Source organism: Amycolatopsis speibonae (assembly GCF_042647925.1).
Taxonomy (GTDB): Bacteria; Actinomycetota; Actinomycetes; order Mycobacteriales; family Pseudonocardiaceae; genus Amycolatopsis; species Amycolatopsis speibonae.
The window spans coordinates 1-13,498 of record NZ_JBHRWK010000035.1; the positions used below are offsets into that span (position 1 = coordinate 1).

Here is a 13,498-nt window from a genome sequence, read left to right on the forward strand (position 1 = left end):
GGACGCGCTGGACCAGCCAGCACACCCCAGCACGCCCACACCCACCAACAAGATCAACAAACCCCACCAAGATCACCAACAAAACCCACCGGTGGATCCAGGCCAGACGTCCCGAAAGTGGCTTTCGCGACACCCGAAGCTGACACGCAGGCCAGTGCCCACCCGACACGTTCGGCTGCGCTCAGGCGCGGCAGAGCAACGCGTCCGGAGTGCGATTCGAGCCGACGCGGCCGGTGTACGCGACACCGGCGACGTGCTCGCCCGGCGCGCATTGGCCCTTGTAGTGGCCCGACGCGAAGTCGCCGCCGGGTGACCCGGATGGCCGGTTGTCGCCGCGGTCGAACCAGACCGTCCGGCCGGCGCGGCCCAGCGGGGTGGCGGATTTGCCGCACAGCAAGGCGGAGAATGCCGCGCCGGTGACGCTGTAGCCGACGGCGGCGTGGTCCGGCGGGCATTGCACCTTGGTGTAGCCGGACGCCCAGTCAGTGTCCACATAGGTCTCCCCGCGCACCACCGTGTACGCCGCCGGAACGGCGAGCGTGCCGGTGCACAGCCCCCGGTTCCCGGTCTGGGAAAGGCCGGTGAGCCGCTGGCCGTCGGGACAGACGCCCTTGCGCGCGCCCGGATTCCAGTCCGCCATCGCGCGGACCGTGCGGGAGGCTTGGAGATCGGCGTAGTCGAGATTGAGCATCGACCAGCGTTCGGCCATCGGGATCCGACCGGTGCGCGACGGCGAGCCCACCAGCCGTCGCCATGCCGGTCCACGCCAATCGGTGCCGTCGAGCACGTCGACGCGCCGGCCTGCCGTGTCCCAGGAGAGCAAAGACCAGCCGTTTCCCCCGCCGCCGTTGTGGAAACCGACCGCGGGCCAGTACGCGAAGTCCGTGTCGTTCTCGGCGAGGTAGCCGACGAAGTTCTCGAACCAGGCGCGGCTCGCCGGATCGGTGGTGTGGCTGCCTTCGCCGAACTCGCTGATCCAGAGCGGCGCGGTGTAGTGCTTGCCGGTCTCCGCGGAGACGAAGAACGCTTGCCGGTAAAGGACATCGCGGAGTTCCTGGGGTGACAGGTCCCGGTAGCGCGGGTCGTGGGTTTCGCCGGTGCCGGTCGCTCCGGAATGGTTCGGACCGGTGTAGCCGTAGAAGTGCGCGGCGTAGACCAGTTTCCCGGAGTCCACGAGGGTGTGCGACAGCGTGCGGGCGGGCTCCAGCGTGGGCCTCCCGTGGGGAAGGCCGTCCACGGGCAGTCCGGTCCAGTTGATGCCTTCGACGATGATCAGCAGGTCGGGGTTGGCTTCGGTCTGGATGCGCTCGGCCACCCGCTGGCTCGCGCGCTGCCAGTCCGTGCCGTTGCCCCAGCCCCAGTTGGGATCGTCGAAGACGTTGCGGCGGACCTCGTTGTACAGGTCGGCGCCGACCACCCGCTTGTTCGCGGCGTAGCGGCGGGCCATGAACAGCCAGTCGTCCTGCCAGCGCTGCTCGGTCTGCGCGGTGTTCCAGCGCTCGTTGCCGTCGAGACCGCAGCACCAGCGCGAGGTCGTGGTGTGGTTGTTGAGGATCACCGCGAACCCGCGCGCGGTCAGGCGCGTGACGACCCGGTCGTAGACCTGCAGCGGGGTCAGGCCACGCAGGTCCGGATTCGCCGGCAGGGCGGGAACCGGTGCGGTGTCATGGATCATGGCGTTGGAGAAGGGCAGCCGGACGCTGTTCAGGCCCAGCTCCGCCAGTCCGTCGATGACGGTGTCGATCGAGACCCGGTCCAGCCCGAGCGGCGTCTGGTAGGCGAACTCACCCGCGTGGTGGGTGGCCGGATCGGTCACGTCGCCCGACCCGGTCCACGTGCCGCTCGCGCCGTGCCAGTTGGCGGCCTTGAGCTTGAACCGGTCGCCCGCCGCGTCGACGATGTAGCGGCCGCGCGTGCTGAGCGGTGCGACCCAGGCCGGTGGATCCGCCTCGGTGCGGGCGGCCGCGAGTGGGGGAGGGGGAACCACGACGCCGACCGTGACCAGTACCGCGAGCAGCACACTCTTGATCCTCACCCGCCGGAGGCTAGCCATTCGCACCGTCGGTTGTATACGGACGTTCGGGTTCACTGTTGGTAGCTTCTCGTCATGACCACCGCACTGATCATCGGTGACCTCCAGCGAGGCATCACGGGCGGCTACCCGTTCGTCAGGCAAGTCCTGCCGCCGCTCACCACACTGCTTCCCCGTGCCCGCGCGGCCGGCGTGCTCGTCGTGTTCGTGCACTTCGCGCTGCGGGGCAACGGATCCGACCTGCCGCCGGGCAACGCCTTGGTCAAGACGTTCCACGAGTCCGGGGACACCTTCCACGAGGGCTCGGCCGGAACCGAGATCGATCTGCCCGTCGCCGACGAGGACGTGGTCGTGCTGAAACGCCGCGCCAGCGCTTTCGCGGGCACGGATCTCGATCTGGTGCTCCGCGCCCGGGGCGTCGGCACCGTCGCGATCGCCGGGGTCGCGACCAGCGCGATGGTGGCCGCGACGTCCTACGACGCGGCGGACCGCGGGTACCACGTGACCGTGTTGCGCGACGGGTGCGCCGACGGAGATCAAGCGATGCACGACTTCTTCGTGGACAAGGTCTTCCCGAGCCGGGGGTTCGAGGTCGTGTCCTGTGCGGACTGGTCGTGACGGACCGGTCCGAGCGGCTAGGGTGATCAGATGACGTCGGTCAAACAGGTCCAGATCACCTTCGATTGCGCGAAACCCGAGCGTGTCGCCCGTTTCTGGTGCGAGGTGCTGGGATACGTCGTGCCGCCGCCACCGGAGGGGTTCGCCACTTGGGACGACTACACCGGTTCGCTGCCGCCGGAGAAGCAGGACGCGGGTTTCGTCTGCGGTGATCCCACCGGGGCGGGCCCGCGGCTGTACTTCCAGCGTGTTCCCGAAGGCAAGGTCGCCAAGAACCGGGTGCATCTCGACGTGCGCGTCGGCACCGGGCTCGTGGGCGAAGAGCGTCTCGCCAAACTAGAGGCCGAGTGCACCCGCCTGATCGCGCTCGGCGCTGTCCGTGATCGGGTCCTGCTCGCCGACGAGGAAAACGAGTCGTGCATCAACATGCGGGACATCGAGGGCAACGAGTTCTGCCTCGACTGACACTCTTTTGGTCACCCTTTTCGTCACCCGGTCGGCTGACCGCCATTCGCGGGATCGATTCGCAACCGTTGCAAAACTCGTGTATCGTCTTTCTCGCTCACGAATCGAAAACGACCGCCTGGAAATCGTGGGTGACGTGCCGTTTCGTCACCCCTGCGGGCCCGGCCACCCTCCCCCTCGTGCCGGGTTCCGTGAGCCCGGCGGCGCCCGGCGGAATCCGGCCCCTCCCGGTCGTTCCGAGGCGCCGCCGGGTACTCATCCGCGTGTACGTCACCGGATGCCCGCCGTGAAGGGGACACGCGCACCGGCCTCGTCGCGGCCGTGGGAACGTCGCGTGATCTCGTAAGCTGTCCGCGGTGTGCACCCGTACAGGGGAGGACTACACCTGAATTCGCGAGGTGCCGATGGACGTCGATGAGGTGAGCGCGGGCTCTTGGACCCCGGGCATGGTCGCCGAGGAATTGGGCATCTCGCCGGTGACGCTCCGGACCTGGGCCTCCCGCTACGGCGTCGGTCCCTCGCTGCGGCCGGACGGGCGTCATCGCCGCTACTCCGACGCGGATCTCCGCAAGCTCCAGTACATGCAGCGGCTGATCGGTCGCGGTATCCGGCCGCGTGAGGCGGCGGCGGCCGTGTTCTCCGGCGCGGACGACGTGGTCCCCGAGGTCTCCCTCGACAGGCGGGTCGGCGAACTCGAGCGGGCCTCGGAGGGCCTCGAATTCCCCATCATCGCCGCTCTCCTGGACGAAACGCTCGACACGATGGGCGCGGCCAGGACGTGGACCGATGTCCTGTTGCCGATCCTGCGCAATCTCGGCGGCCGCTGGCTCCGCAACGATGTGTGCTTCGAGTCCGAGTGGGCGCTCACCAGCGAAGTGTCGTACGCGCTCCAGCGCTATGTCGCCCGCTTCGCCTACACGCCGTCGGACCGTCGCGTGCTCATCGCCTGCTGCCCCGAAGAACGCCACAGCCTGCCTGTCGAAATCCTGCGCGCGTCGATGGCGGAGGTCGGCATCCCCGCCGTCTATCTCGGTCACATGGTGCCGGCGGAGACCACGACCGGGATGGTCGCCAAACTCGAACCGGTCCTGGTCGTGCTGTGGTCGATGTCCCCGACGACCGTCGACAACGTGCTGCGCCAGCGCCTCCAGCGGCGCGGTTTCGACGTCGCCGTCGCGGGGCCTGGCTGGGAGGGACTCAACGTCCGCGGCGCGCCCTGGGTCAACGATCTCGCCGGGGCGCTGGACCTCGCCGCCGAGCGGATCAAGGTCTGAGCACCTACGATCGCATCGATTGTGAATCGAAAGGGCAGGCCTGGATATGCGACGCGTCGGCGGCACCGAACCGCTGTGGCTGTTCGGTGATCAGCTGGGACCGCACTTCCACGGCACGGCCGGGAACCGGGACCGTGAGGTCCTGCTGATCCGCTCGGCCGCGGCTTTCGCGCGCCGCTCGTTCCATCGGCAGAAGATCCACCTGGTCGAAGCCGGGATCCGGCGGCTCGCCGCGGAATTGGGCGACCGGGCCCGGATCATCGACGCGCCGACCTATACGGACGCGCTGCGCCGGTTCGGGCGGCCGGTCGTGGTGCACGAACCCGGTTCGCATGCCGCCGACGCCCTCGTGCGGCGCCTGCGGGAACAGGGCCTGGTCGCGGAAGTGCTGCCGACGCCGGGGTTCGTCCGGTCCAAAGAGGACTTCGCGACGTGGGCGGCGGACCGGCAGCGGTTCGTGATGGAGGACTTCTACCGCGATCAGCGTCGCCGGTTCGGCGTCCTGCTCGAACCGGACGGCGGCCCGGCGGGCGGGAAATGGAACTTCGACCACGACAACCGGCGTCCCCCGCCGGGCCGGTCGACGTTGCCGGTTCCCGCGCCCTGGTTCCCGACCGAGGACGACGTGGACGAGCAGGTGCGCGCCGACCTCGACAGGGCGGAACGGGACGGCGAGATCCATCCCGTGGGTGTCGACGGCCCGCGCCGGTTCGCCGTCGGCCAGGCCGAAGCGGAGGAGGCGCTGGACCGGTTCCTCGACCATCGGCTGGCGACTTTCGGGCCGCACCAGGACGCCATGCTCAGCGCCGACTGGGCGATGTCGCACGCGCTGCTGTCGGTGCCGCTGAACCTCGGTCTGCTCGACCCGCTCGACGTCGTCCGCCGCGCCGAGGAGCGGCATTGGTCCGGCGCCGCGCCGGTGGCGAGCGTCGAAGGCTTTGTCCGGCAGATCCTCGGCTGGCGGGAGTGGATCTGGCACCTCTACTGGCATCTGGGGCCGGACTACCTGAAGAAGAACGAACTCCACGCCCATCGGAAGCTGCCCCGGTGGTGGCGGGAACTCGACGCCGACTCGGTCGAGGCGGCCTGCCTCCGCACCGCGCTCGCCGGTGTGCGGGACCGCGGCTACGCCCACCACATCGAACGGCTCATGGTGCTGGGCAACCACGCCCTGCAGCGCGGCTACGACCCGGCCGAGCTCACCGGCTGGTTCGCCACCGCGTTCGTCGACGGTTTCCCGTGGGTCATGCCCGCCAACGTCGTCGGGATGAGTCAATACGCGGACGGCGGGATCGTCGGCACCAAGCCCTACGCGGCGGGCGGTGCCTATCTCAACCGCATGAGCGACCACTGTGGCGGGTGTACCTACGATCCGAAGAAACGGGTGGGCGCCGATGCCTGCCCGTTCACCGCCGGTTATTGGGCTTTCCTCGACCGCAACGCGGAGCGGCTGCGGGGCAATCCTCGGATGCGCCAGCCCTTGAACGGCCTGGGCAGGCTGGCCGACCTTCCCGACGTCGTGGCGCGGGAAGGCCGGCGCGACCGGTTTTGACGCCCTGTCCACGGTCCGGCTGCCGTCGTCGACAGTGGACGACGCGGTGAGGGAGATCCTACGCACCGGCGGCCCGGAGATCATGGAGCGCGAAGACCTCCTGGCTTTGGCGAGGGAGATCTGTCCTGGGATCTTCGAACGGAATGGGCGGACGGCCCGCTTTTGATTTTGGTGCGTCAGATGACCAGAAATCCACACAGTCCAGCATGACAGGTCCAGTCATGACAAGGTGTGTGGAAACAGGGACATTGAACGTCCCTGTTTCCACACACCCGTCACCCTCAGCGACACCCCGCCCACTGCCACCCGCCAGGACGCCTTTGCCTTACCCCGCAAATCTGTGGGCCCATCCTGATGCCGGAACGCGCTATCCCGTCCGGCCCAGCCATTCCGCGATGTCGTCGATGACCGCGGGGTCGACATGGGCCGGTTCCTCGTAGTCGGCCGGTGTGGAAGGACCCGTGCCGGGGAAGAAGAGGTGATCGTCGTCGGCGTGGACGCGGATCGTGACGTCCGGGCGGTCGGCGAGGCCCGCCCGCCAGCGCGACAGGTCGTCTTCGACGGTCACTTGATAGTCGCGACCGCCCTGGAGGATGAGCATGGGTTTGTCCAGCCCCGCCGCGGCCTGGACCGGGTCGTAGCCGCGCTGATCGAGCCAATACGACGCGGAGAAGCCGAAAGGCAGGTCCGCGGCCGGAGTGGCGGGGGAGAGGCCGGGGCTGTCGACATTCGCGGCCTGCCGGGTGAACAGGTCGACGGTGTCTTGGCCTAGCAGTCCGGGCACCGCGGTCATCAGGTGGCGGGCGACCCGGATCGCGGCGTGGTGCATCGGCTGGGTGTCGCCCGCCAGGATGAGCAATCCCGCGATGGCGGGCTCGGCGAGCGCGACCCGCGGCGCGACTTTGCCGCCCATGCTGTGACCGAGAACGAAGACCCGGCCTGAGTCCACAGTGGACTCTTGTCGCAGGAGGCGGACGGCGGCCGTGGCGTGTGGCACGTATTCGTCGGACATGGTGAAGCCGCGAGCGCTCGCCGTTTCGGGGCGACTGTGGGTGATCTTGTCGAAACGCAGCACCGCCACGCCTCGGTGGGCGAGACCCCAGGCGAGGTCTTTGAGCGGCTTGTTCGGCCCGCTGGTCTCGTCGCGGTCGAACGGTCCGCCGCCGGGCAGCAGGACCACGCCGGGCCGGGTGCCGGGTCCCATCGGTCGTGTCAGGGTTCCGGTCACAGTCGACGAACCGGCGTCGAGCGTGACCTCGTGTTCGGTGAACGTCGCCGGGTCCGCGTAGGGCGGCGGTGTCCACGCCGCGCTCGCCGGGGGAGTGAGCTGCAGGCCCTGCAGCAAGCCCTCCTCGTCGACCGACATGAGCACCGTGAGGTCGCCGCGTTCGCAGTGCACGGGAACGCCGACCCGGACGAGACCCGCTGCGGCGGGCTCGGCGACAGGATCCCCGAGGCCGGTGACAGGGCCGCGCTTGGCGGTTTCGGCCGTCCACGCGGCCCGCAGCGCGTCAGCCCGGACGACAGCGCGCAGCGGTGGCGCGAAGTACGTCTCGACCTCGTCGAAGTGTCCCTCGCGCAGCATCTCGGCGATCGCCGCCGCGGTGGCGGCGGGAGTGGTCTCCAGGTTCATCTCGAGTACCTTTCGCATGTTTTGCGAAAGGTAGCACATCATGAGACTGTTGCGCGGTGAACGCGTTGGAACTCCTGGCCCATCCGGTTCGCCTGCGCCTGGTGCACGCGCTGCGCGGGGGGCGGGTGCTCACCACCGCCCAGCTCTGCGCCCGCGTCCCCGATGCCTCGAAGGCGATGGTCTACCGGCATGTCGAACTCCTCGAAGCGGGTGGCGTCCTGGAAGTGGCGGAGGAACGGCGGGTGCGCGGCGCCGTCGAGCGCGGCTACCGGCTCCGCCGGGATCGCGCGGCCATCGATCCCGACGCCGTCGCGTCGGCGTCCACAGAGGACTTCAGGCGGAGCTTCGCCGTCGCCTTGGCCGCGCTGGTCGCCGAGTTCGACGCCTACCTGGACCGGGATGGGGCCGATCCGATCGCGGACCTGGTGGGGTATCGCCAGCACGCCGTCTGGCTCACCCGCGAGGAACTTCGCGAGGTGATCGGCGCGATGCAAAAGGCCATCGTTCCCGTGCTGTCCAACGAGCCCAGGCCGGACCGCGCCCAGTACCTGCTGAGCCCGATCCAGTTCCCGATCGAAGACCCGGGGCAAGCCTGATCGTCAGGCGTCGCGAATGCTGAAGGTCGTGACACAGAAACCGCCGTCCTCCTCGCGATCCGCGATCACGGTGCCCTTGGCGGACCGGCCTTCGACGGTTCCGGCGACGTCGGCCAGGACGAATTTGGACGTTCCGCTGGTCCTGGTGATCGCGACTCGGGAACCCGGCGGGAGAAGGGAATCGATCTTGTCGTCCATGAACCGCTTCTGCTCTTCGCAAGCCAATGCGATCGCCCCGGCCTTGTCATGCCCGGCGATCTTGGCGAGGAAGTCCGTGATCACCTGAACACCCTTCTCCGGCGGTTGAGCAGGGCGCCTGGTAACGGTGACCCTCGGCCGCGTCGCCCGGCTGATCGTGGTGCTGGTCGGGCTGTCCTCGCTGCTCGTGGGTGCCGAAGTGGAGGACGGGATGGGCAGCGGGATGCTGTCGCCCTTGCCGAGCAGGAACCCGGGAGCGGCGAAACCGGTGATGCAGAAGGCGGTCAACGCGATCACGGCGACGAGGATCCCGATGGCGAGCCCGGGCTTCACGGTCGCCGCCCGTGTCGGGGTGTTCTGCTGGTTCGGATAGCTCATCGGATTCACCTTCCGTGCGGATCTGAATTGGCGATCCGACGGCGCTCGGCCGGAGCGGGTTCCGACCTTTCGGAGTTCTTACGGCTCCGCGAATTCTGTTCCGTGAAAAAGAAAAGCGTGCCGGGAATCAGGTTTCGAGCAGCGACGTGCCGCCGACCCGGATCTCGCCACCGCGGCTCGTCGCCGTGATGGTGGCCGGACTGCCCAGGCTGTCGCCCATGTCCACGCTGATCGCGGTTTCGAGGCAGGCGGCGAGGCACGCGGTGCTGTTGGCGTTGGCGGTCCATGTCCGGCGCCAAGGCGGCCAGCGTGGCTCGATCGGGTAGGGCCGCCAGGATCGGTTCCCGGCCGATCCCGGCGACCCGCATCTCCGCTCGAACCCCAAAGCGGCCGAAACCAGGGCGCGCTCGGCGGGGTCCGGCTCGCGGTGTTCGACGTGTCCGGAGCGTCACTTCGAATCGCCGCTCCGAGCCCGCTCGGGAAGCGAGGACGGCCAACGCGGCGATCGTGCCGTGACCGCAGGCTGGCAGTTCCCCCGCCGGGGTGAAGAACCGCAGTTCGGCCGGACCCTCCTCCGGACGGCGGACGAAGACCGCGTGCGAAGTGCGCCAAGCGGCGGGTACCTCGCTCCGCTGGTCGTCGGTCAGCGGAGCGTCCTCCAGCACCACAGCGGTGGGGCTGCCGCCCGTGTTTCCCCGCAGGCAAGCCCGGACGAGGGTCACTCTCATGCCATGAACAGCAGGGAGTCCGGCCACGGCCCGCTCCGCCGGCTCGTTGCCCGGTCTGTGAAACACGGTTAAAGTCGGACTTCGCTCGTCGAAACCGTCGGCACCTTGGGGGAGGTCTGTCGTGGTCGAAGATCATTTGCGCGTTCGCTGAAGCGGTCGCTTCCCACGGGCGATTCCGATACTGGGGACAACTGAAAACACTGGGGTCTTGGCAGGCGTTATGAATGACAATTCGTCGGTTCGTGTGGTATTGGCGTTTCAGGACAGAGAATCATTCAGGTGGCTGGGTGAGATCGTCGAAAACGATCCCCGCCTCGAAACGATGGGAGAAGTGTCGAATCCTGAGAACTTACTCAGTTTCGTACGGGCGCACCGGGTCGATGCCGTACTTCTCGATGCCGGGTTGACCGGCTCGCCCGCCGAATTGCTGGCGGGGTTGGAACCGTGTGCCGTACTGGCCGTGGTTGGTGAACGGTTTTCCTCGGCAGGGCTCGTCGAGTTGGCCGAAGCCGGCGTTCGTGGCGTCGTGCGGCCCTTCGACGGTCCCGAAGATGTAGTGGCGGCGGTGCGCACCGTGATCGCCGGTGGATACTGGGTCCCACCGACGCTGGGTGGCGGTTTGCTCGCTTCGTTGATCGGTGTCGTCGACGGCGTGGGGCGCTTGCCCGACAAGGTGACGACGCGGGAGTTCGACGTACTGAATTTGATCGCGAAAGGGTTTTCCAACGAGGAGATCGCGAAAAACCTGTTCATCACCACGAATACCGTCAAGTATCACGTCCGGAACCTGTTCGTGAAGTTCTCCGCCCACGACCGGGCGCATTTGGTCGCGCTCTCCGGTCGGACTGTGCGGAACTATCCCAACGGGTGGGGACGCCGGGTCGCCGGATAGTTAACGTTTTCGGAGTAACATCGGGAACTCCGGCGAGGGGCGTCGAGTGTTCCTTTCAGCAAAGGGAGGACAGATGCGAAGAGCTGTCAAGGGGGCTGTGGCGGCGGTCGTTTGCGCGGGTGCGCTGGCCGTCGGCGCGGGAACCGCGGATGCGGGCTTCTGGAACGCCTACAACACCGTCGACGGTGGTGTGGCGCTCCGATACGGCCCGAGCACGAGCTACGGCATGAACGGTCGTGGTTACGGCGACCAGCACCCGTGGACCATCGAAAAGGTGCGCGGGCAGAGCATCCACGGCAACAACCTGTGGGACCACGACGACCACTACCTCGCCGACTGGACCTACTGGGGTCGCTACTACAGCGCCGATTACTACATGGTCTATTGAGCGCGGAACGCGGTTAGTCCCTGAGGGAAAAGGATTGCCGGTGCGCCCCCGGGAGGGGCGTACCGGCACACCACAATGGGGGGATCGATGACACGCAAGTCCTTGCGGTGGAAGGGATTCGCGGCAGCGACGGCGTTGCTGACCTTCGCCGCGGGTTGTGGCTCCGACATCGCGAAAACTGAGGAAAAGCTCAGTGAACCCGCGATCGATCAGCGGATCGACGAGCCGCCGGACGGTGTCGTCGCCCCGAGGCCGCTTGACGCCTACCGGGTCACCGAAGACGATTCTTCGGTGATCTTCCAAGCCATGCAAAAGGTTCTGCGTGAGTGCATGAAGGCGAAAGGGTTCGAGTTCAAGGCCGAGGAGCTCCCGAAGAACCAGCAGAACAAGTCCGCGTGGATCGATCCGGACAGTCTGGGGCTCTTGTCGGCCGCCGCCGCGAACGAGACCGGCTACCACCGGCCGTCTTCCCAGCGGAAACAGCAAACGCCGACGGGGCAGGGCGAAGGCTCCGCGCAGTCCGAGGACTACCGGACCGCGCTCGACGGCGTCCTGAAACCGCCGGAGAACGGGGCCCAGCCGACAGATCGGGGCTGCCGGGGCGAGGCCGACAAGCGTTTGAAGCCCGGGGGCGAGGTCGCGGCCGACGCCGATCTGGTGAGTCGGCTGCGGGACAAGTCCTACCAAGCCACCGCCATCGACAGCCGGGTGAAGGCGGCGTTCACCGCTTGGGCGGGCTGCATGGGCAAGAAGGGATTCACCTACGGCAATCCCGCCGAGGCCGCCGCGGCGGCGTGGCCGGATCCGGCGAGCGCGGCCGAGATCGACACGGCGAAGGCCGATATGCTGTGCAAGAAGGAGAACAAAGTGCTCGGCACCTGGGAAGCCGTCATCTCCGCCTACCAGAAGGAATTGATCAAGCAGAACGATTCCGGCCTTCAGGGGCTCGAAGAGGCCGTGAAGACACGAGTCGATCAGGCGAAAGCCATCCTCGGTGGTCGGTGATGAGACCGAAGATTCTGCTGTGCCTGGGGCTGGTGCTGGTCGCGGCGGCGGCCTGCGCCGAGACGAAGGCCGACCCGATGACACCCCGGCACCGGCAGGTGAAACAGGACTACCTGGCCTATTGGGACGCGATGCTGCGGGCCAACGCCGTTAGCGATCCCGACAGCCCCGCTCTCGGCGAACGTACGGCAGGAAGGCAGCTCGCCTTGGTGCGGACGGCGCTGACCCGCGCGCGCGAAACCGGAATCGTCGCGAAAGGCAAAGTCGGCCACGATCTTCGTGAAATTTCCGTCGACCGAGCCCGTGCTTCGGTGGTGGACTGCGTCACCATCAAGGATTGGATCCAGTACGACGCGAAAACCGATACGGTGAAAGCGGATCAGCTCTTCGCGAGACCGAACCAGTTGGTGCGCTACACGCTCGCCCCGCGCGGGAACGGCTGGCTGGTCACGGACTATCAGGATATGGGCACCTGTTGAGCCGGGGGAAACGGAGACAGCCGTGACCGAGGTCGTCGTCGCGCAGCCTGGCCGGAAGCGCCGCCGGTGGATCGTGGTGGCGACGGTGCTGGTGATCGTGGCCGCCGTGGTCGTCGCCGTGGGAACGGTTTTCGGGCAGGAGTTGAAATCCCCGGAGCAGGCCGCGGCGGACGCCCGCCCGCCGTCTCCGTCACCGGTGACGGCCAAAGCGGAGTCCCGCAAACTCGCCGAGCCCGTCGTCGTGCGCGGCAAAGTGATCGCGGGGTCCTCGGTGAAGGTCGCGTCGCCGCCGGGCAGCACAGGCGACAACGCGGTGGTGACCGGGGTGAAGGTGGGCGTCGGTGGCCAGGCCGCCGAGGGCAAAGTGCTGGCCGAGATCAGCGGCAGACCGGTTTTCGGCCTCGTACTGCCTTTCCCGCTCTACCGGGACCTCACCCCGGACATCGCGGGGCCGGATGTCGAACAGGTCCAGCGGGCGCTCGGCAGGCTCGGGTACCGCGTCCCCGTGAACGGGAAGTTCGACGAGGCGAGCAGGGCAGGCTTGAGCAGGTTCTACCAGGCAAGGGGTTATGACCCGGCCGCGGTGAGCGGCGCACCCTCGGCCAAGCAGAACCCCGGTGGGACCACCCCCGCCCCGGAGACGCCGGCCGCGCTGACACCCACCGTGAACCTGCCTCGTTCGTCGGTGGTGCTCCTGGACAGCCCCCGGCGCAAGGTCACCGCGGTCGGCGTCCGGGTCGGCGCGGTGCTCGACGACCCCAAGGCGATCCTGCTGGAACTGGACGGGCAGCCCGCCGCGTTGCAGGTGATCGCGAACCGGGAGCAGATCGGGGTGCTCAAAGCCGGTCAGCGCGCGCAGGCCGTCGACGACACGACAGGGGAGTCGGCCGCGGCCGAGGTGGCCTCGGTCGGCACCGAACCGGTGACCGGCGCCGACGGCACGACCGGATTCGCGGTCCGGTTGAAGTTCGCGGGCGAGCCGCCCGCGGTGACGGACCGCATGCTCCGGGTGTCGATCGCGGATGCCGAGTCGGGCGCGGAAGTACTGGCGGTGCCGGTGACCGCTGTCTATTCGCACGCTGACGGGTCGACGTTCGTAACCGTTCTGGCCGGTAAGGATCCGGTCGACGTCACGGTGAAGACGGGCAAGGCGGCGGGCGGCTGGACCGAAGTGACGCCACAGGATCCCGCCGTGCTCAAGGTGGGCGTCCCGGTCGTGGTGGGCGTGAACGGCAAGGGTGGGTCATGACCGAACCCCTG

13 protein-coding genes and 1 pseudogene are annotated in these 13,498 nt (G+C 68.0%); 10 read left to right on the top strand and 4 right to left on the bottom strand.

Annotated elements, in window-relative coordinates; genetic code table 11:
- Positions 1-181: 181 nt before the first annotated feature.
- Positions 182-2,035 carry a glycoside hydrolase family 5 protein gene (locus ACFOSH_RS22950; protein ID WP_378241091.1) on the bottom strand — a complete coding sequence of 618 codons (1,854 nt, stop codon included), beginning with the start codon at positions 2,033-2,035 and terminating at the stop codon, positions 182-184.
- A gap of 72 nt (positions 2,036-2,107) precedes the next feature.
- Between ACFOSH_RS22950 and ACFOSH_RS22955 the strand changes: the two genes are divergently transcribed.
- From ACFOSH_RS22955 to ACFOSH_RS22970, 4 genes are all read left to right on the top strand, one after another.
- Positions 2,108-2,650 (top strand): cysteine hydrolase family protein, encoded by a 543-nt coding sequence (locus ACFOSH_RS22955; protein ID WP_378241092.1) that lies wholly within the window; start codon positions 2,108-2,110, stop codon positions 2,648-2,650.
- Positions 2,651-2,680: 30 nt separating this feature from the next.
- Positions 2,681-3,115 carry a VOC family protein gene (locus ACFOSH_RS22960; RefSeq protein WP_378241093.1) on the top strand — a complete coding sequence of 145 codons (435 nt, stop codon included), beginning with the start codon at positions 2,681-2,683 and terminating at the stop codon, positions 3,113-3,115.
- A 404-nt stretch (positions 3,116-3,519) separates the two neighbouring features.
- The gene (locus ACFOSH_RS22965; RefSeq protein ID WP_378241094.1) at positions 3,520-4,389 is read left to right on the top strand and encodes a MerR family transcriptional regulator; all 870 of its coding nucleotides are present in this window, start codon (positions 3,520-3,522) and stop codon (positions 4,387-4,389) included.
- Between the two features lie 46 nt (positions 4,390-4,435).
- Positions 4,436-5,941: a cryptochrome/photolyase family protein gene (locus tag ACFOSH_RS22970; protein ID WP_378241095.1), complete on the top strand. Its 1,506-nt coding sequence runs from the start codon at positions 4,436-4,438 to the stop codon at positions 5,939-5,941.
- A gap of 367 nt (positions 5,942-6,308) precedes the next feature.
- On the opposite strand, the gene ACFOSH_RS22975 is transcribed toward ACFOSH_RS22970, so the two are convergent.
- Positions 6,309-7,592, bottom strand: coding sequence for an alpha/beta hydrolase (locus ACFOSH_RS22975; RefSeq protein WP_378241096.1), 1,284 nt, complete (start codon positions 7,590-7,592; stop codon positions 6,309-6,311).
- Between the two features lie 38 nt (positions 7,593-7,630).
- Here ACFOSH_RS22975 and ACFOSH_RS22980 point away from each other — a divergent pair, with 38 nt between their 5' ends.
- A complete protein-coding gene (locus ACFOSH_RS22980) occupies positions 7,631-8,170 on the top strand; it encodes a helix-turn-helix domain-containing protein (RefSeq protein WP_378241097.1) in 540 nt (179 codons plus the stop codon).
- A 3-nt stretch (positions 8,171-8,173) separates the two neighbouring features.
- Here ACFOSH_RS22980 and ACFOSH_RS22985 read toward each other — a convergent pair whose 3' ends face one another.
- Positions 8,174-8,746, bottom strand: coding sequence for a hypothetical protein (locus tag ACFOSH_RS22985; protein ID WP_378241098.1), 573 nt, complete (start codon positions 8,744-8,746; stop codon positions 8,174-8,176).
- Between the two features lie 497 nt (positions 8,747-9,243).
- Positions 9,244-9,474: pseudogene (locus ACFOSH_RS22990) on the bottom strand (PhzF family phenazine biosynthesis protein); the annotation flags it as partial.
- Positions 9,475-9,694: 220 nt separating this feature from the next.
- Here ACFOSH_RS22990 and ACFOSH_RS22995 point away from each other — a divergent pair.
- The 5 genes from ACFOSH_RS22995 to ACFOSH_RS23015 all read left to right on the top strand — a co-directional run bounded on the left by ACFOSH_RS22995 (position 9,695) and on the right by ACFOSH_RS23015 (position 13,487).
- A complete protein-coding gene (locus tag ACFOSH_RS22995) occupies positions 9,695-10,366 on the top strand; it encodes a response regulator transcription factor (protein WP_378241099.1) in 672 nt (223 codons plus the stop codon).
- A gap of 73 nt (positions 10,367-10,439) precedes the next feature.
- On the top strand, positions 10,440-10,754 hold the full coding sequence (locus tag ACFOSH_RS23000) for a hypothetical protein (protein WP_378241100.1): 315 nt from the start codon (positions 10,440-10,442) through the stop codon (positions 10,752-10,754).
- 87 nt (positions 10,755-10,841) lie between these two features.
- Positions 10,842-11,759 carry a hypothetical protein gene (locus tag ACFOSH_RS23005; RefSeq protein ID WP_378241101.1) on the top strand — a complete coding sequence of 306 codons (918 nt, stop codon included), beginning with the start codon at positions 10,842-10,844 and terminating at the stop codon, positions 11,757-11,759.
- Entirely contained in the window at positions 11,759-12,238 is a 480-nt protein-coding gene (locus tag ACFOSH_RS23010) for a hypothetical protein (protein ID WP_378241102.1), read from the top strand. Before ACFOSH_RS23005 ends, ACFOSH_RS23010 begins: the two co-directional genes overlap by 1 nt.
- 22 nt (positions 12,239-12,260) lie before the next feature.
- Positions 12,261-13,487 carry a hypothetical protein gene (locus tag ACFOSH_RS23015; protein WP_378241103.1) on the top strand — a complete coding sequence of 409 codons (1,227 nt, stop codon included), beginning with the start codon at positions 12,261-12,263 and terminating at the stop codon, positions 13,485-13,487.
- Positions 13,488-13,498 lie beyond the last annotated feature (11 nt).